Below are 17,171 nucleotides of genomic sequence, written 5' to 3'. Positions count from 1 at the left end.
GTGTATTAGCACTCGAACTCAAACTAGAGTTTATATTTAGCCAACAATTTCATAGGGGCCTATAGAAATGAGCCAGGTTAAAGACTCTTTGGGGCGCACTCATATCTTCTCCCGGATCCGCTTCAAGATGGATGAACTCCTACTGCAACAAGCTGCGGTAGACGTGACGGATGACGATGGCGAAAGGGCGCAGGCAATTTTCGACAGGTATCAATCATTGCACTGTGAGAAATATGGGAGGATTTATGAGCCCTCTCACTTCGGCACGCACGGGCCGTTGCAACGGTTTGCCGCGTTGTACATGTCGCGGCCTCAATCTATTCGCATTAGTGTTGAAGTGAGCAGCGGAGATCTTTTCACAAGATTTGTCGGCGCTCCAATAACCGAGATCGAAGCGGCAGTTCGCCGAGACCCAGGCTCATGGATTCGTGCTGGGAAGGTTACGGCGTTAGCAAATTGTTAGGCACTTTTCCGGTTGGCAACGCGGGGCGCAAGACTTCCTCATCTGTGTTGCTGTAACTGTTTGGCCATACGAGCCTGGAATTTCTCAGCGTTACATCAAATTTATTCTAGGTGTTCTTGAAGCAATTATTCAAACACCATCGGTTGCAAAAGGTTTCTTTAATCACTAAAATGCAACCAATTAAAGGAGTACGCGCTATGGCCGTGGCTATGAAACTTTCTGATGAACTTGTGGAAGACGCGAGGACCGTTGCCGCTGCTGAACATCGGTCTGTGCCCAAGCAGATTGAGTACTGGGCACGTATCGGCAAAGCTGTCCTGGACAACCCTGATATTCCATTACGGATGATTCAGGACACGATGCTGTCTCTCGAGGAGGTGAAAGCTGGCCAAGCATCCGTCTACAAATTTGGATAACCCATGGCGTTGACGGTTCTATCGACTGCCTCCTTCGACAGGGTTGTAAAAAAACTGCATGCAAAGGATAAGAAGGCTCTTGATGCGGCAGTGACGGAAGTTGCTAACGACCCCTTCGTTGGCGAAGAAAAGCGCGGGGATCTGGCGGGGGTCTTCGTCCACAAGTTCAAATTGAACCATCAGGAGACGTTGCTTGCCTACAAACTTCAACCGGACAAGACCAGGCCCGTCACGTGTGTGTTGCTGTCCTTGGGTCCGCATGAAAACTTTTACGTCCAGTTGAAGAGAGCCAAGCAATGACCGCCAAGAAACCAACAGCGGTAGATCCCTACAAAATACTTGGGAGCTTCCTTTTCGGTCGACTCAGATTTGTACCTTGCTGACCAGGATGAAAGCAACGGGGGAACATATCCTGATGCCATTGCCGTCTATCAAAACGGGGAAATTCAATGGCGTGAAGCGAAGGCCGAAGAAGACGAGGAGGGCACGTTGCGCGACCAGCGACAACGAGCCATACAAGAGCGAATCACTCGTGATCTGCAATACCAGTATTTGCGCGTCACGCCTGAGCTCATCCAAAAACACTGGCAATTCATCTGTAATTGGAGGCGAGCGACTGCCTTTTGCAGCGCTGTGCGTCACCTCAACATCCAACAATACGAGGACGAGGTGTGTGCCATGGTTTCGGCCCGCAGAACCATTGCATTGTCTGAGGTCGTGTCTGAGTACTCTCACGCTGAACACAGCGTGGTCGTTGCAGCAATATTGAAGCTGTCTCAGCAGGGACGCGTTTTATCCGACCTCGACAAACTGGCTTTAGGCCCACGAACCGTGTTGGAGGCGCAATGAAACCGCTTCGGATTACCCGGAAAACGATTGCTGATGACCAGGCCGACCATGCGAATTGGCCGGAGGTGTCTACGGACGGCATGAGCGAAGGTGATGTCCAAAGATTTAGCAACCTCAAATCTGGTCTTGAGGCCTATCTGGATGGTCAGCGCATCGCTGACATCGAAAGGAGGCATGGCGCAAGCTCCTCCCTGCTCCTCTATTACCTGAATCGTTGCCTGGCGGCTGCAGACGATGGGCGGATTCAGGGGTGGCGCGGCTTGATCAAGGATCGGCGGGTCAAAGTCTACAGACGATCAGCCGTGGCGATCCTGTGGACAGGGAAGGCTGGGCTGAGTGGATGCTTTGCCAAGCTGCTGCAGGATTATCCGGAAATTGCAGAGGGCCTCGTAAATTTCATCCGGAAAGACAAGAAGAAGCGAGACCGAATTGTGGAATCCGGAATCGCCTTTAAAGGCATCTTCCAAAAGTTCCTAGATCTGTGTATTGATGCGAAGCGATTACCGGGCGAATATCCATTCAACACGGAGAGCAAGGGCAGTGCATCGGTACGTCGCTTTGCAAAACAGGTCAGAGAGGCGAACTTTGCAATTGGAGCAAAGCTGATAGGCGGTGACATCGGCGCGTCCCGGACTGCAGCGGGCACTGGATACATCAGCATCCTCACTGCCGACAAACCCTACGACATGTTTCAACTCGATGAACACAAGTTTGACTTCATCGGTAGCGTATTGATTGAAACGCCGACGGGGCCCCAATACATACCTATCAGCCGCCTGATTCTCATCTTGGTTGTAGAAGTAAAAGTTCAGTGCATTGTGGGCTACCACGTTGCCATACGCGGTGAGGCCTCCGCAGAAGAAATGGTTCTGACCATGGTGAATGTATTAGGGTAGTGGCGTCCCCGAAAGTTGATCGTTGATTACGTCAAATATGCACAGGGCGCAGGGTTGCCTTCGGGGGTGATCCCGGAACTGGAAGGTGCCTGTGCCGCTGAGATGCAAATTGACAACTCCATGGCGCACTGGTCCCATGCATTTGTGGACCGTATCCGCGAACGCACTGGCATGTCTATTAACTGGGGTCCGGTAGCGCATTGGGTCCGGCGCCAAGTGATCGAAAGGGTGTTCGGCATCCTGGAAAAACGAGGCTTCCAGCGGCTCGTCTCCACCACTGGCAGTCACCCCCGCGATGTGAGAAAGAGCGATCCAGTGGGCGCCGCCATCCGGCATCAGATAGAACTCGAGGAGATCTTTGATCTTGTCGATGTTGTTATCGCAAACTTTAATGCACATGGCACAAGCGCGCTGGGTGGTAAGTCGCCCTTAGACGTTTTGCGCCATTACGTAACCATGGATGCGTTTGGCTTCCTGCCGCGTCGCTTGCCCGCGCTCCCTTCGCATGTGCCGGATATGACTACGTTGGTCGAAAAGCCGACCATACGCGGCTCCCAAGGCGTCCACGCCATCCGCCAGTATGCGGAAACGTCTTACGCGCGTTATACCAGCCCTCTGCTGGCGGCAACAGCCTCGTTGATCGGCCACAAAGTCACGCTACACATCAATACGCAGGACCCCCGGACTGCAAAGGCATTTTTCAGGGACGGGGGATCGCTGGGTACATTGACCGCCATGGGCGTATGGGGGATTAAACCGCACACCATGGAGATGAGGAAGGAAATCGGACGAATGATTAACAGCGGCAAGCTCAAGGTGCTTGCGGGTGAAGACGAGATCACAGCGTTTAATCGTCACCTGTTTGACAAAGGCCAGAAAAAACGTGACCGGCAAAAGGGCCGGCCTACGATCTCCAAAGAAACCACCAAAGCGGCTCACTACGCCAGATCAAGTGGCGACCTCCCGCAAGCGGGCGTCCCCATGCCCATGCCGCCCCCAAGACCCGCGCCAGTACCTGCAGCGCCTGCCAAAGGTCCGTCCAGGAATCCGATCGCCAACTCGTCGAAGCCGCAGGCTTGGCCAAGCTTCTTGCCTCCCCCTAACTTTCGGGGTAAACGGCGATGAGCGGCGCTGATGCCCTTGAACCTGTACCGGGTAGGTTCTTAGTGCAAGGTTCGCTATTTGCTGAGTTCGATCCGCTGGATGCGGAGGCACGCCAAACTTATATTGCGGACCATCCGTTGATGTTGGCCACCGGAGGGTACGCGCTGCCCACGCCGCCCCTCGTCGCGGCGCTCACTCAGATCGTCAGCTCGATTATGGCGGGTACGCCCGGCATCGCGTGGGTTGCAGTGCCGCGGTTCGGCAAAACCACGGCCATTCGACTGATCAAGGAAAAAATTGGCGAAGCGTTGAACGGGACGCCCGTTGTGGGCCATATTGCTCGCCGGCATGCCAAATCCGATGAAGGTAGGTTTTACAAGGAGCTCCTCGAGTCCTCGGATATGGCTGTACCGCCTGGGCGAGATGCTGGCGACCGGTTCAACCGACTCTGGAAGGGCTGGTGGTCACAGGTTCTTACACGGCGCTCCAAGCGGATCGTTCTCATCATCGATGAAGCCCAGAAGCTGTCGGAAGCAGAGTACTCCTGGCTGATCGATGTGGCCAACATACTCGCTGAGAAAAGGATCTCGCTTTGCGTGGTGCTCTTCGGACAGCCGGATCTATTAGGCTAAATGAGCCCATCCCCTCGAAAAGGTAAAACGAGCAGTTTTCCCCTCTGAAGGAGGGAGTCAAGGCCTCGGTACACCCGGTACAGGCTGCTGCCGACATTGGCTGAAATGACCGAGCCGCAGCGAAAAAGGGAGTGCTGCCATACGATTTCGCGGTAAGACGCTCACTGCCAAAGCCAAAAACCAGGAGGCTGTCAGTCAAATGTAGATTTTGGTTTCCTTGGTTGTCCGGCTCTTGGGCAGGCAGCGATGAAGTTGACATTCCGACGTACTCCCGCCGGGGTGTTCGCAGCGCTGAATCTAGGTGACAACAAATTTGGCCAATTCTTTCGTCATAGGGAGCCAAGGCGTAATTGTTGTTGATCGGAATCCACTTGATAACCCATCGCCCGGTAACCCCGCTGTCGCTTTTCCCACATCCTGTAGAGTTGCGGATGATCCTGTTCGACGTAGTCGTAAATCAAGATGTCGCTCTTGTTTGCATGGTCACGATGTAGACGGCCGGCGTATTGCTGCAGCGTTCCTGTCCATGAGATAGGCAGCGTCAGGATAAGAGTGTCCAACGGCGCATGATCGAAACCCTCGCCGACCAGTTGGGCGCTGGCCAACAGTATGTGCGGGGCGTCCTCCGGCAACTCCGCCAGGGTCTTGATGATCGCCTGGCGTTCCTTTGCCTTCAAGCGACCGTGCAGCATGAAGCATGGGTACTCGACATTTGCCAATTGCGTGTGCAACAGGTCAAGGTGTTCCGTTCTTTTGGTCAGCAACAGCACCTTGCGCCCATTTTTCAAGGCATTGGTCGCGTCGGCGACGATGCATGCGTTTCGGTCGTCGTCCTCTGCCAGCCGCCGAATGACCTCTTGAATACTGGCGTGCGGCGCAATGGACGGAGTCGGAAGATGCCGGACCCGAACCATTAGCCGATCCGGGACATGTGCCGGACGCTTGGCGATATGCCTGACGGGGCCCGACTGCATGAAGATGATCGGATGGTGCCCGTTACTGCGAACGGGGGTAGCGCTGAGCCCCAGGACGTAGCGTGCGCTGGCTTGCTTCAAGACCGCTTCGAATGTTTCTGCGGTTAAATGATGTGCTTCGTCAATGATCACCTGCCCGTATTGGCTGAACAGTTCGGGTAGATCGTCGCGGCGCGCCAGGCTTTGGATGACTGCAATATCAAGCATGCCGGTGGGTTTCTTTTTTCCGGCGCCGATCAGGCCAATTTTTTGCTCGTCCAGTTCGACGAAACTGCCAAGCCGCTCCTGCCATTGCCGCATAAGGTCGGCGCGGTGGACAATCACCAAGGTACTGACCTTTCTCTTGGCGATAACGGCCGCTGCGGTGACCGTCTTTCCAAATGCGGTGGGTGCAATCAGCATGCCGAAATCATGTTTTGTGATTGCTTCGAGCGCTTCCTGCTGATCCGGGCGCAGCACGCCGTTGAACGTCGCGTGCATTCGTTGCCCCATTGAACGCGCGTCGTCTAGACGGAGCTCAATTTTATTTGTCGCAAGCAATGCTTCTACGTCGCTCAGGCAACCTCGCGGCAACGACAGAAATTTTTCGTGGTTTTCTGCGCGACTGATGATCCGGGGGGTATTCCATGTGGACCTGAGCGCAGCCTGAAGTTTGTAGAAATCTGGATTTTGGAACGCCGCAACGCGGATTAGCCGGTTCATCAAGGGTTGCGGCAGGCCGGCCTTCTCGATGAATAATTGGGCGGCGATTGTCGCCTTTACCGCTTTCGGCATGATGCCGTTGAGTTTGACATCAGGCTTGGCCGGTCGTACCCATGGGGCGTCAGCGTTCTCTTCCGGCACTTCGGCATAAGCGATGTCGAGCGGATGGCGGTCCCCGACCAGTTTGGTCAACGCCGTTTCGATACGGCTTTGCGCAAGGGGCTTGATGTTTTCCAGGAACGCCCACTGATCGGGGAGCTGCTGCAAGTTCGCGTCAACAAAGACGCTGCGTCCAAGATCACGGGGTTCCTTTTGTAACGGCAAGGCAATCAGGTTGCCAAATCCGCCTTTCGGCATGGTGTCCTGATTTGGGAACAGACGGTCGTATGATTTAAGGGCCAATTGACGAGTGCGGGCGCAAGTCGCACTGATCAGCGCCGCGCCAAGACGTCGCACATCTCTTGCCAGCGTCGCATTCGCAAAGAATAGCCAAAGATGAGCTCCCTCGCCCGAGCGCGAGATTTCCAACGCTGCAGGAAGATCATTGTCGAGGCAGGTTTGCAGCACCGCACGGGCATCTTCGCGCCAGTCCGCCTCATCAAAGTCGATGGCAAGAAAATAGCATCGGTTGTCGACCACTAGTGGATACACGCCGGCGGTGATCTCGCCTCTAAGATGCTGGCGAATGATGTTGTCGGTGACGGGCGCATATAGGCTATGACTGCACTCGCTACATTTTATGGTCGGCAATTTGCAAATGCCGGGTTGCCATTTGTTGGTGCAGTGGGGCGAATACCCAGACTTCCCCGTCGTTGTGCTTGTCCAGCGAACTGGATAGATATCGTCCCTCCCGCGAAAGAGTCGTCGGAAGAGCTTGACCTTCGCATTGGGCGACAACTCGTTGACATTGGGTTGCAGCGCAGCATCGCCAATGTTGGAATTTGATGGTTGCGTTACCGCGATGCCGTGCTGTGCCAGCAGGGCCTTAAGCGCGTCATTCTCAGCACGTAACTGGATGAGTTCAGCTTCTGTCTTTGACATGCGCGGGTCGCTTTACGCTGATGGAACAAACGAACCGCAGGCTAATTGAGGCTGGCGAGGGATCGTCTTCCGAGGCTGGAGTGTCCGAAACTGGCTATTTTTATCCACCTCCAAAAAAATAAAGTTACCAAATTTAGTCGCGGTGACGTTTGTCAATCGGTTTGAACGAGTGGCTGATTTCATTTGAATGCAATGTCAGCCACCCCAGGAAAAATCCACCGTAACTCGCTCGGAGGTAACTTGGGGCATCACCGTTCGACCATGTTTGGTTAGCGTGACCAAACCATATTGCGCCATGGTGTGCAGCGACCGCGAAACGTTGGGCACATGTTTTCCCACAGCCTTGGCTAAGGCATCCATGGAGTCTGGGTGACTCTCACGAATGACCTTGAGCAAGGCCATGTTCTCATCTGACAGCACCCGTGCCATGGCGGTCACGGTCGGGAACCAAACGTTGGGTTCATCTTTGGCGCGTTGGCGTGTTCCAGCCGCAATAGCCAGCGAGCGGGCACGCTGCACAGGCACTGGCGCAATACCGAACTTCAATACCTTGTTCATGGACTGACCTCTTTCAAAACACGATCTACTTCAGCATAAAAATCACTGACTAACTGGTAAGCGGTGTCGAACTCGTACAACACACCCTCGTCCAGAGCGTGCCGATGGCGATGGTCGTACGGGAACCTTTTACCTGCATGCTTGAAGCGCGAGCCTGCTGGTCTCACGCTATGGGCATTATCGAAACCAATTAGTCGAGTGTTGTCCGGCGCATGCAGTGTCAGGCTGTACCTGATGCCGTGCGGTCGTTCCGCCGTCACGTCCACACTCGAAACTTCCATCTTGACCCAGTAGCCTGCATCATTTTGAACTTCAATATTGCCATCCAAGCCAAGTAAATATTCCAAACCAATGGCCGATGAACGTTGTGAACCCATGCCAAAGCTTATCATGAACTGATAAGCTTTTCAATGTCTATTGGGAGTCGAATGTGTCATTCTTGGCCTCGTTGAGGCGTTAGTCCTTTGGTGTCCCAAAAGCATCCCTCATTTGCCGGGCCCGCTTGGCCTGATCGGTATGAAGGTAAACCGATGTGGTGGATACCGATGCATGGCGCAAATTGTCGCGGACCGTAGTTAGTTCGGCACCCCGCGCCAAAGCATGCGTGGCGTGAGTGTGGCGCATCCAGTGGGGACTTGCCCGGCGCAGCTTTTCGGCTGTTTTCGGGGACTCGGCCTCAATAGCATCGGCAGTTGTGACGAAGAAACGTTTGGTGACGTTCCACAGTCGAGTGGAAGTAATGCGGTTCTGACCGCTCCCGGCCTGCAGGTCGGCAATGAGCGGGGTGGACGGCTTCCACATGGCTGGCGTGGTTGGCACACCGCGTTGCATCAGGTAATGGTCCAGCGCCACCCGAGCCAGCGGGGGTAACGCCACCTTGCCCGCCTTGCTGCCTTTGCCGACCAGTTTGAGCCAATGGTCTCCCTGGGCATCCGTTTCAATCTGCCCCAGGGTTGCCCCCACGAACTCACTGGATCTCAGGCCCGTGGCGTAAGCGAAGTCCAAAACAAAGCGCAGGCGCTGAGCGGCCGCAAGCTTCCAGCCGTATGACCACTCCAGCCCGTTGGCTACGGCTCGGATGATGGCCCACTCACCCTCGGAGAAGACGCGCCCTTCGTCCATAGGTGTGCTGCGGGCGCTACCGCGCACCTTGATGCCAGCAAACGGGTTGGCCACCACATAACGCTGCTCAATCAGCCAACGAAGCATTGCCCCAATGACGGTCAAGGCATACGCCGTGGAACGGGGTGACAACCCAGCCGCGAATGGCCGCCACTCCGGAGAAAATCTTGTCTGGGGTGGTCCAACCCATCGGCTGCGTGGTGTGGGGTTGCGTAAGAACCCCCGGTAGGCCGTTGCGTCCTCGGTTGTGAGCGACGACAGTGCACGCCCACGCTCCACGACGGCCCACAGAATCAGGCGCTCCGCCTCCTTGCGATAGGCTCGTTTTGTCGCACTGGACTCGTGCAGTGCCAGCCAGGCCTGCACAGCCTCGTAGTCATTGTCGGCGCTGAGCGTGCAACTTGATGGCGGCCCACGGAAGGAGCCTCGCGTGCCATTGAGCTCTTCGGGTACTTTCAGGCGCTCCCAAGGAACAACTGTTTGTACCGTTGCGCTAACCATCAGTTCCCGCGCCCGTTCGGTCAATTGCGGATGGGCCGCAAAGAAGGCTTCGATTTGACGTGCCCCGTGGGCTCCCAGCCCAGGAATCACGGTCCACCAGCGCCGCCGCCGGGGTACACGCACACTCAGCTGTGCCAGCGTCTTGATGTCTTGTTCGTGAAGGACATTGGCAGCACGTGCAGAAAGCCACAGACTCACGTCATCAGTGATCCTGGGAATCGGTTCAGGCGCTGTGCGCAAAGCATCAATAGCATGTGCAACGGCCCTCGCATGCTGGGCACGTTCACTTATCGGATGGCCCAGAAGGGCCGCTAGATCGGACCGATGCCGCCGGCGTGCAATGCTGATCAATTGGCGGCGAATGCTCCCAATCATTCCCCGTGACGACTGTCCCGAAGCCTTTTGCGTCTCCAGGTACCGGGCCACGGATTCGCGCGACGACAGACCGGCGTACCAGCCACGCAGGGCGGCGAGTTCGGCGTCACCTGGAAAGGCAGCCGGGCCAGCACCTATACCCCGTCTTGGTGAAAGAGACATTGGCAGATTTTTCATGGATGCCAATTACGAATAATGAGATTGCGGCTGTGATAAGAAGGATTATCGCAATAGAATTGCCTTTGATAAAGAATTTTCTCGGGATTTGGACTGAAGTCATTCATGAATTGCACATGAAATGGTAGGCAAGGCAGCCATTCTTTGCATCACATCACTACAGCACCCTGGCTTCATCCCCATTTCACTTTTATGAGCTCAGCGTGCGACTGAGCCAGCCGTCGGAGCACGTCAGCCTTGCCAAGCAATAAACTCGAAGCCTCTCGGCGCCTTTCCATTCTGTCAACCGAAGAAGTTGACAGCCTGTATGGCTTGCCGCACTTCACCGAAGGTGAACGCCAAATCCATTTTGATTTGAGTCCCGAAGAGCGAGAGACCATCGATGCCGCACGCACAATCACGGCGGGCGTTCATCTCGTACTGCAACTGGGTTACTTCAAGGCCAAGGCACAGTTCTTCGTTGTCAGTCTTGACCATGTTCGGCCCGACATTGATCACATTCTGACGCGCTATTTCCCAGGCAGGCTGATGATCGAGGTGGGACCTTTGTCAAAGCCCACTCGGCTGGCCCAACAACGAATCATTCTTGGGCTGTTGGATTATCGCCTGTGTGGGAGCGAGGGCAAGCATGCGCTGGTTGCTTTCGCGCAGCGGGCGGCGATGTTGTCAACCCAACCAAAGTTCATTTTGCGTGAGGTGTTGGAGCATCTATCAAGCCAGCGCATCGTGGCACCGGGATACACGTCTTTGCAGGACCTTGTAAGCCAGGCGGTCACCGACGAGCGCAAGCGTGTTACCCGAAAGCTGGATGCCACCTTGCCCGCCGACTTGCAGCAATCGCTCAATACCTTGCTGCACGCGGACGACAAAATCCATCTGATCAACGTACTTAAACACGAGGCAAGTGATTTCAGCAACAAGGAGCTGCGCCGGGAAGTCGGTCGGCGCAAACAACTGGGCCCCTTGCATGCCTTCGCCCAAACATTTCTGATGGATGCCTCACTGTCCAGTGAGAGCATCAAGTATTACGCCGGGCTGGTCCAGTTCTACACGATTTACAAGCTGCGCCGCATGGATATCTCCACGGTACGTCTGTATCTATTGTGCTTTGCCTTCCACCGGTTCCGCCAAATAAACGACAACCTGATTGAGGCGTTCATTCACCTGGTCGGACAATTTGATAAGCACGCCAAACTGGCGGCGAAGGTGGCCATGCAACAGGCATCCGACGAGGCCAACAGCAATTTGAAAGCTGCCGGTGAGGTGTTGGGCCTCTTTGTGGATGAGTCGATCGCAAGTGATTGCCCGTTTTCCACGGTCAAAGAGCGCGCGTTCGGTTTGCTGGAGCTGGCTGCCTTTCCCTCGGTGTCCAACTTCCTGCGCAATGTGGCCTTTGACAAGCTTGACTACGAGTGGACTTACTTCACCATGCTGTCGCCAACCATCAAACGCAACTTGCGACACCTCTTTTGCGACATCGATTTTGCCGGCCGCTTGGAAAACGCCCCCTTGGTCACCGCGATCTCCATGATGCAAGACCTGTTGCGCCGGAGCAAGTCACTGCGCCAGGCGGATTCCTCAAAGTTTCCTGAGACCGTGATCCCACCGGCTCTCAAAAAACACCTGTATGTCGAGTCCATCGAGGACGGGGAGAAACGCAAAACCCTGAATGTCGATCGATACGAGTTTCTGGTCTACCGGCTGTTGCGCAATGCACTGGAATCCGGGGACTTGTATGTCAAGCACAGTAACGAATTCCGCCAGTTTGAGGATGACCTGATCAGCGATGCCCGCTGGGCGCACAAAGACGCTGTGCTCGCTGAAATCGGACAGCCGATTTTGACCGCCCCTATTGAAGAAACCTTGGCCACATTGCGCACGAAGCTCGAAGACCGCCTGGTGACGGTGAATCAACGCGTGGCCACCTGCGTCAATGCGCATATCAAGGTCGTCGGCCAAGGGGAGAAAAAGCGCTGGTCCCTGATCTACCCAACAATCCCGGAGACCGGCAACGCCCCGTTCTACAACCAATTGCCAGGAATTGCCGTTGCCCAACTGCTGCGGTTTGTGAACGGAAATACGAAATTTTTGGATGCCTTCGAGCATGTTCTGAATCGCGCCGTCAAGCACACGCCGGACCTTCGCGAAATCCTGGCCTGCGTGGTGGCCTTTGGCACCAACATGGGATTGGGCAAGATGGCCGAGGTGTCGGGCTTGAGCCACGCATCCCTGATCACTACCGCCCGCAGCTTCTTGCGGCCGGAAACTGTGCATGCGGCCAATGACGCCATCAGCAATGCCACGGCCGCGCTGCCGGCCTTCAAGCTCTTCAACATTCGCGATGAGTTGCATTCCAGCAGCGATGGTCAGCGGTTTGAAACCCAGATCAACACCTTCAACTCCCGCTATTCGCCCAAGTATTTCGGCTGGGACAAGGGGGTTAGCGCCTGCACCGTGGTTGCCAACCATGTGCCCATCAACGCCAAGATCATCGGCACCCATGAACATGAAAGCCATTTTGTGTTCGACCTGCTGTACAACAACACGTCAGACATCAAACCGACACGCCACTCGACCGATACACACGGAACCAACCAGGTCAATTTCTGGAGTCTGTTCGCCCACGGCTACAGCTTTGCACCACGCTACAAGACATTGCAAAAAAAGACCGCATCGCTGGTCGGGTTCGAACTGCCGAGTCAGTATCCGGCCGACATGCTGATTCGACCAAGCAATAGGGTCAACGTGGATCTGATCATCAGCGAATGGCCCAACATCCAACGCATCATGGCTTCCCTTGCGCAAAAGGACACGACCCAGGCTACAGTGGTGCGCAAACTCAGCAGCTACGCCCGACAAAACAACACAAAAAAAGCCCTGTGGGAGTTGGACAACATCCTTCGCACCATCTATATTCTGGACTTCATTGACGATGTCGAACTGCGCCAGAGCGTACAAAAGGCGCTCAACCGCGGCGAGGCCTATCACCGGTTCCGTCGGGCGGTGTCATTCATCAATGGTGGGAAGTTCAAGGTTCAGACTGAAACCGAGCAGCAGGTCTGGAATGATTGCGCCCGGCTGATTGCCAATGCTGTCATTTATTACAACACGGCCTTGCTGTCCAAGGTGTACGAACAGAAGGTGACGGCCGGGGATCTGGATGCCATCGCGTTCATCCAGGGCATGTCGCCGGTGGCGTGGCAGCACGTGAACATGTTCGGGTCGTTCGAGTTCAGTGACGATGAGCAGGACATTGACTTGGAGGCCTTGGCTGCCCGATATGCCGACTCGGTGTTCTGGAGCAACGCCACGCAGCCTGGACAAGGGGATCTTTTTGACTGAAAGCTAATCCTCTTTCAGAGGGGAAAACCGCTCGTTTTACCTTTTCGAGGGGATGGGCTCATTTAGCCTACACGACGACATGAGGCTAACTGGACAACGTGATGATGGGTGGCAAACCTGGAAGGCTGTTCCAACGCTTATGGATCGTTTGTTATCATTTTTTAAGAGGCCGATGGCTTGATTGGATAACTTGTGAAACTCGAACAGACAATCATCAAGGCAGCTCGTGGCGAGCTTCAGCGACTCAGGACTCGATCATCGACTGCCGAAGACCGGGATGATGCTCTGACAGCCTTTCAGAGTCTCACCGCCCTCGTCATGCTGGCACACATCAAAGACGGCGGTTTGAGTGAGAACGCTATCGTTGAGTTGTTGACCATTGAGAAAGAGTCCAGTCAAGCGATTCGGTCAGCTACGCAGTCCAACAGTAACTACGATCCACCACTAAGCCAGGCAGGATTCATGGACCTGGTTTGCGCGCTCCAAGCAGACCTTAAATTGCCTCACTCCTTAAAGATCCTTTCCACGGCGCCACAAGCCCAACGAGAAGCAGCTTTGCAGGTAGGGGCGGCGGCGAAAAATTATGTCGAAGTGGTTGAAGGTCGCTCAACGGTCGCGCATTGAAGGAAAGCGACGATGCAACTCGCCGAGCCTGTGACTAAGCGACCGCACTGTGGAGGAAAGTCTGGATTTTTACGAATACCTGCCTATGCCTAACCCTTCACAGCGCGACCTTGCTGATTTGATGGCGTCACTTGAAGCTCTTCTCGCAATTCAGTAATCCGACTTGCCAACAGCCCGGTCCGTGATAGCCTGAATCAAGAAAAACATGAAGGAAAGTTATGAATCAGTTATACGGAGCCTCAAGCAATTTCTACGGTGGAACCGCTTATGGTAAATCTGTTCCAGGAGCGCCTGCAATGGTTCGCGCATTCGCTGTGAAATCAACTACTTCACGCAGCTTTGTTGTTGATGGCGGGATGAAAGTGAACCGAAAAACTATGCAGATGAACATGGGTAACTACATCGTCCCAATGTTCCCGACCGCTGTGCTTGCAACCGAATCTCTGACTAGATATTGAGAAAGAAAACCGGCGATGCCTGAATTAAGTCCTACAGGGTTTGAAGTGTTGCAAGCCGCCGTGCGCATAGCGCGCGACAAGCAGATCAAAACATTGCAGTCACTGCGTGAGCACCTTGGTACCTTGTTCCCGGCTCGTGGTGGAGATATTGACCAGGCAGTCGCCTATTGGGCCGCACATGTACAACGCACTGGTGTGCCCAGCTAAAACATCAAGGAACGCACATGGTGAAACAATCAACTGCCAAACCTAAGCCACTTGCGTGGCTGGTTGAATTTGATCAGATGGTTAAACCGAATGTTTGGGAGCCAGTCGCCCATGTGGTTTATGAGGAGCCAGAAGGCCACTATGCGGGATGCGCGACGCCGATTGCAACTCAACAGGAACTTGAAACCTTGCTCAGGAAGCCGGACGTCACACAGTTCCGCAAACACTAGACACGCAGCATCATGGTCCAGTTGGCCGATAACCCTCTAACGTCTCCGTGCAAACGGCATAACTGGTCGCCAGTAGAGGGGACCAGATGGCAACAACCTATCAAGAGCCCAAATGGACAGCGCATCCTCCGGTACGTCTCAGTGCAGCAATGCAAGTGCCAGGTTTGCGGCTGCACGGATTTCAGACCAGTCAAAATTCACAAACCAAATTGAAGGAAAGCAATGAAGTCAGCGTTAGATATTTTTAACCGCATGTTCCGTCCACGCAACCCGCGTGCAAATGCAATTTCTGAGTTTGAGTCAGAAATTGTTGATCGCAGAGAAGTAATACGAGATGGCATCAAGCTCCGCTTTCTTGAGCGCAAAGGGGGAAATTTCGTGGTCTTCCTGGAGCGGCGGACTAAGCCCTTGAAAAAAGCAACTTTGCTAGTAGAAGGCGCTGAAGCAATAGCATGGCGTGATGATGGCGTTGTTCCGGCCGGGGAAATTGAAGAGCTTTTTGGAAAGTTCCAGCTTGGAACATGGCCCACCAACTGAAGGAAAAAAATATGGCACTCGTAAGAGTCTGGAGTAATACGTACCTCAATACCGATTGTGTTGGCAAGGTTGAACTACAACCTACATTCAACGATGAGTCGAGAACAAACACAACTACTGTGTACGACCTAACCAGTCAAAATATACTGCTCACTGCAGTTAGCACGGTCGCTATTGGATCATCAGTGATCGACAAAGATCAGGTTGCCCGGGACAACTTTATTCACTCAGAAATCGTTGTTTCTATCCAAGAAAAGAAAGATGCACGGGAATGGAGCAAATCGGCTGAAGCATTGGGGTAAGCATCGTCATGAGTGAATTACGATAATGATCCCGGCAAGAAATCGTTGCTCAGCATAGGGAATTGCTTTGTCTAAATCCCATCGTTCGAACGCAACTACTACCTGGCCAATGCAGCGACCGTTCCGGCCTAGTTGAAGAATACGAAACCAGAGCTTGTTTGCGAAACTTTAATTAATAAAACCAACTTGGAAAACTACATATGAACAAGAAAAACTTTGTGCAGATTGCCTCGCTGCTCGCAGCATCTACATTCATCACAGGCTGCGCGCCGATGATCTCCGGCGTAATGAATTCCACGGTTGATGAAAATTCTCTGCTTGAGAAAACTGCAAAGTATTTTGGTACGCCTCGTGAGAATCTCACCGTATCTTCAATCGAGAAGGCTGCGCTTTCGACTTCATACCAAGCCAAGAATGCGGGGAAAATTTATAACTGCACAATCTATTACGGTGAAGTCAGTTGCAATCAGACAGGAACATCAGAACCAGGAAATCGGATTGCTGTGCCGGTGGTAGCTAATGGGGTGCAGCCGGCTACTAACGATTCGGCAATGACTCCAACGCAGGCTCAAGTGCGTTTGAATCAGCTTGGATTCCCAGTTGGTGTTCCAGATGGCGTGTTTGGAAAAAAATCTGTTGAACAGCTAAAGTTGTTTCAAAAGGCACGTGGACTTACCGTGAATGGCAAGCTTGATTCTCCTACTGTTACGGCTTTGCGTTAACCGCCAACGCCCAGCCAGTTAGAGGTTTCACGGCGAAAGGCGCCGAGGCGGGCTATCACGGGACAATTGGAAAAAAACCAACAGCGACAAGGACTTAAGCCTGTTTATGCGGTTTTTTACATGAATCCCTACCGCCCGTCAATAAACTCGCTTCAATGAACGCCTAGGTCGCCATTCAATAGTCATGCAGCCCTCACCGCAAAAGTTGGTCATCGACAATCTGCAGCGCATGCAATCGGCGCTCACGGAATGGATGATCAAGGAAGAAATGGTGGGGGATGGCTTGTTTTTCACCATCGAAGATTGGAGACTCAGGAAAGAGTCATTCCATGATGATTCGTTGCTGGTGCTGGTTTTCGACAGCAGCCCCTTGCACTCCTTGCTGAACTTGGGATGTGACACATCTGAATTCGATGACCTGATCGGCTCCTTCGGGTTTTGGTACGAGATGGGCCATTCATGGAACATGGGTTTCTACCCGATTGATGGATATGACTATTCACGCCTGAAAGGCACCTACAGCCAGAAGTTGCAAGACCCGCGCTGGAAGGCCAAAGCCGAGACGGTCAAAAAGCGGGCAGGGTACAGCTGCCAGGACTGCAAGGCAAAGGCCAGGCTGGAGGCCCACCACTGCTACTACTCCAGCATGCGCGAGAACTATGAGCCCTGGGAATATCCCCTGAGTGCCCTTCGTGCGCTGTGTCGGGAGTGCCACATCGAGCGGGAGCGCGCCGAAATCCGGCTGCGCGCCTTCGCCGCATCCCTGACCAGAATGGAGTTGGACGCCATGCGGCCGGCCATCCGGGACGCAACATACTGGTACCAGACAGAAGCGGTTTTCAAGTTCCTCTCCACTCTTGGTCCGGAAGAACGCCATATCCAGAAGGCACTTGATCATCTACGCAAGGGGGTGATCGACCATGACGACTGAATCAAACA

At 54.0% G+C, this 17,171-nt stretch carries 20 protein-coding genes; 16 read left to right on the top strand and 4 right to left on the bottom strand.

The annotated features are described in order from the left end of the window. The first annotated feature begins 67 nt into the window (after positions 1–67). From ACFQND_RS07570 to ACFQND_RS07540, 7 genes are all read left to right on the top strand, one after another. Positions 68–463 (top strand): hypothetical protein, encoded by a 396-nt coding sequence (locus tag ACFQND_RS07570; RefSeq protein WP_371437477.1) that lies wholly within the window; start codon positions 68–70, stop codon positions 461–463. Positions 464–579: 116 nt separating this feature from the next. After that, the gene (locus tag ACFQND_RS07565) at positions 580–879 is read left to right on the top strand and encodes a TA system antitoxin ParD family protein (RefSeq protein ID WP_371437478.1); all 300 of its coding nucleotides are present in this window, start codon (positions 580–582) and stop codon (positions 877–879) included. Between the two features lie 3 nt (positions 880–882). Then, positions 883–1,179, top strand: coding sequence for a type II toxin-antitoxin system RelE/ParE family toxin (locus ACFQND_RS07560; RefSeq protein ID WP_371437479.1), 297 nt, complete (start codon positions 883–885; stop codon positions 1,177–1,179). Between the two features lie 69 nt (positions 1,180–1,248). Beyond that, entirely contained in the window at positions 1,249–1,728 is a 480-nt protein-coding gene (locus ACFQND_RS07555; RefSeq protein WP_371437480.1) for a hypothetical protein, read from the top strand. Beyond that, on the top strand, positions 1,725–2,624 hold the full coding sequence (locus ACFQND_RS07550) for a hypothetical protein (RefSeq protein ID WP_371437481.1): 900 nt from the start codon (positions 1,725–1,727) through the stop codon (positions 2,622–2,624). The genes ACFQND_RS07555 and ACFQND_RS07550 overlap by 4 nt, the downstream gene beginning before the upstream one ends. Before the next feature lie 15 nt (positions 2,625–2,639). Next, complete coding sequence (locus tag ACFQND_RS07545) at positions 2,640–3,749, top strand: hypothetical protein (RefSeq protein ID WP_371437482.1); 1,110 nt, start codon at positions 2,640–2,642, stop codon at positions 3,747–3,749. After that, the gene (locus tag ACFQND_RS07540) at positions 3,746–4,360 is read left to right on the top strand and encodes an ATP-binding protein (RefSeq protein ID WP_371437483.1); all 615 of its coding nucleotides are present in this window, start codon (positions 3,746–3,748) and stop codon (positions 4,358–4,360) included. Before ACFQND_RS07545 ends, ACFQND_RS07540 begins: the two co-directional genes overlap by 4 nt. 329 nt (positions 4,361–4,689) lie before the next feature. Here the strand turns inward: ACFQND_RS07540 and ACFQND_RS07535 are convergent, their stop codons facing one another. From ACFQND_RS07535 to ACFQND_RS07520, 4 genes are all read right to left on the bottom strand, one after another. Then, positions 4,690–7,077 (bottom strand): TOTE conflict system archaeo-eukaryotic primase domain-containing protein, encoded by a 2,388-nt coding sequence (locus ACFQND_RS07535; RefSeq protein WP_377412794.1) that lies wholly within the window; start codon positions 7,075–7,077, stop codon positions 4,690–4,692. A 195-nt stretch (positions 7,078–7,272) separates the two neighbouring features. Further along, a complete protein-coding gene (locus ACFQND_RS07530) occupies positions 7,273–7,635 on the bottom strand; it encodes an HVO_A0114 family putative DNA-binding protein (RefSeq protein ID WP_371436479.1) in 363 nt (120 codons plus the stop codon). After that, positions 7,632–8,012 carry a toxin-antitoxin system TumE family protein gene (locus ACFQND_RS07525; RefSeq protein WP_371436478.1) on the bottom strand — a complete coding sequence of 127 codons (381 nt, stop codon included), beginning with the start codon at positions 8,010–8,012 and terminating at the stop codon, positions 7,632–7,634. The genes ACFQND_RS07530 and ACFQND_RS07525 overlap by 4 nt, the downstream gene beginning before the upstream one ends. Positions 8,013–8,091: 79 nt before the next feature. Beyond that, positions 8,092–9,795: a phage integrase family protein gene (locus tag ACFQND_RS07520; RefSeq protein ID WP_371436483.1), complete on the bottom strand. Its 1,704-nt coding sequence runs from the start codon at positions 9,793–9,795 to the stop codon at positions 8,092–8,094. Positions 9,796–10,047: 252 nt separating this feature from the next. Between ACFQND_RS07520 and ACFQND_RS07515 the strand changes: the two genes are divergently transcribed. The 9 genes from ACFQND_RS07515 to ACFQND_RS07475 all read left to right on the top strand — a co-directional run bounded on the left by ACFQND_RS07515 (position 10,048) and on the right by ACFQND_RS07475 (position 17,163). Beyond that, on the top strand, positions 10,048–13,152 hold the full coding sequence (locus ACFQND_RS07515) for a Tn3 family transposase (protein ID WP_371436477.1): 3,105 nt from the start codon (positions 10,048–10,050) through the stop codon (positions 13,150–13,152). A gap of 192 nt (positions 13,153–13,344) precedes the next feature. Beyond that, a complete protein-coding gene (locus ACFQND_RS07510) occupies positions 13,345–13,776 on the top strand; it encodes a hypothetical protein (protein ID WP_371438946.1) in 432 nt (143 codons plus the stop codon). 218 nt (positions 13,777–13,994) lie between these two features. Further along, positions 13,995–14,234, top strand: a complete 240-nt coding sequence (locus ACFQND_RS07505) for a hypothetical protein (protein WP_371438945.1) — start codon at positions 13,995–13,997, stop codon at positions 14,232–14,234. 15 nt (positions 14,235–14,249) lie between these two features. Next, complete coding sequence (locus ACFQND_RS07500; protein WP_371438944.1) at positions 14,250–14,441, top strand: hypothetical protein; 192 nt, start codon at positions 14,250–14,252, stop codon at positions 14,439–14,441. Between the two features lie 17 nt (positions 14,442–14,458). Beyond that, positions 14,459–14,671 carry a hypothetical protein gene (locus tag ACFQND_RS07495; RefSeq protein ID WP_371438943.1) on the top strand — a complete coding sequence of 71 codons (213 nt, stop codon included), beginning with the start codon at positions 14,459–14,461 and terminating at the stop codon, positions 14,669–14,671. A gap of 222 nt (positions 14,672–14,893) precedes the next feature. Then, positions 14,894–15,208 carry a hypothetical protein gene (locus ACFQND_RS07490; RefSeq protein WP_371438942.1) on the top strand — a complete coding sequence of 105 codons (315 nt, stop codon included), beginning with the start codon at positions 14,894–14,896 and terminating at the stop codon, positions 15,206–15,208. Positions 15,209–15,219: 11 nt separating this feature from the next. Beyond that, positions 15,220–15,510, top strand: a complete 291-nt coding sequence (locus ACFQND_RS07485; RefSeq protein WP_371438941.1) for a hypothetical protein — start codon at positions 15,220–15,222, stop codon at positions 15,508–15,510. A 200-nt stretch (positions 15,511–15,710) separates the two neighbouring features. Continuing rightward, positions 15,711–16,232 carry a peptidoglycan-binding domain-containing protein gene (locus tag ACFQND_RS07480; protein ID WP_371438940.1) on the top strand — a complete coding sequence of 174 codons (522 nt, stop codon included), beginning with the start codon at positions 15,711–15,713 and terminating at the stop codon, positions 16,230–16,232. Between the two features lie 184 nt (positions 16,233–16,416). Next, entirely contained in the window at positions 16,417–17,163 is a 747-nt protein-coding gene (locus ACFQND_RS07475) for an HNH endonuclease (RefSeq protein WP_377412789.1), read from the top strand. Positions 17,164–17,171 lie beyond the last annotated feature (8 nt).

The organism is Polaromonas aquatica, from assembly GCF_042659145.1.
GTDB lineage: Bacteria > Pseudomonadota > Gammaproteobacteria > Burkholderiales > Burkholderiaceae_C > Polaromonas > Polaromonas aquatica.
Note: the sequence above shows the minus strand (reverse complement) of the source record. Positions and strands in the feature narration are given on the sequence as shown.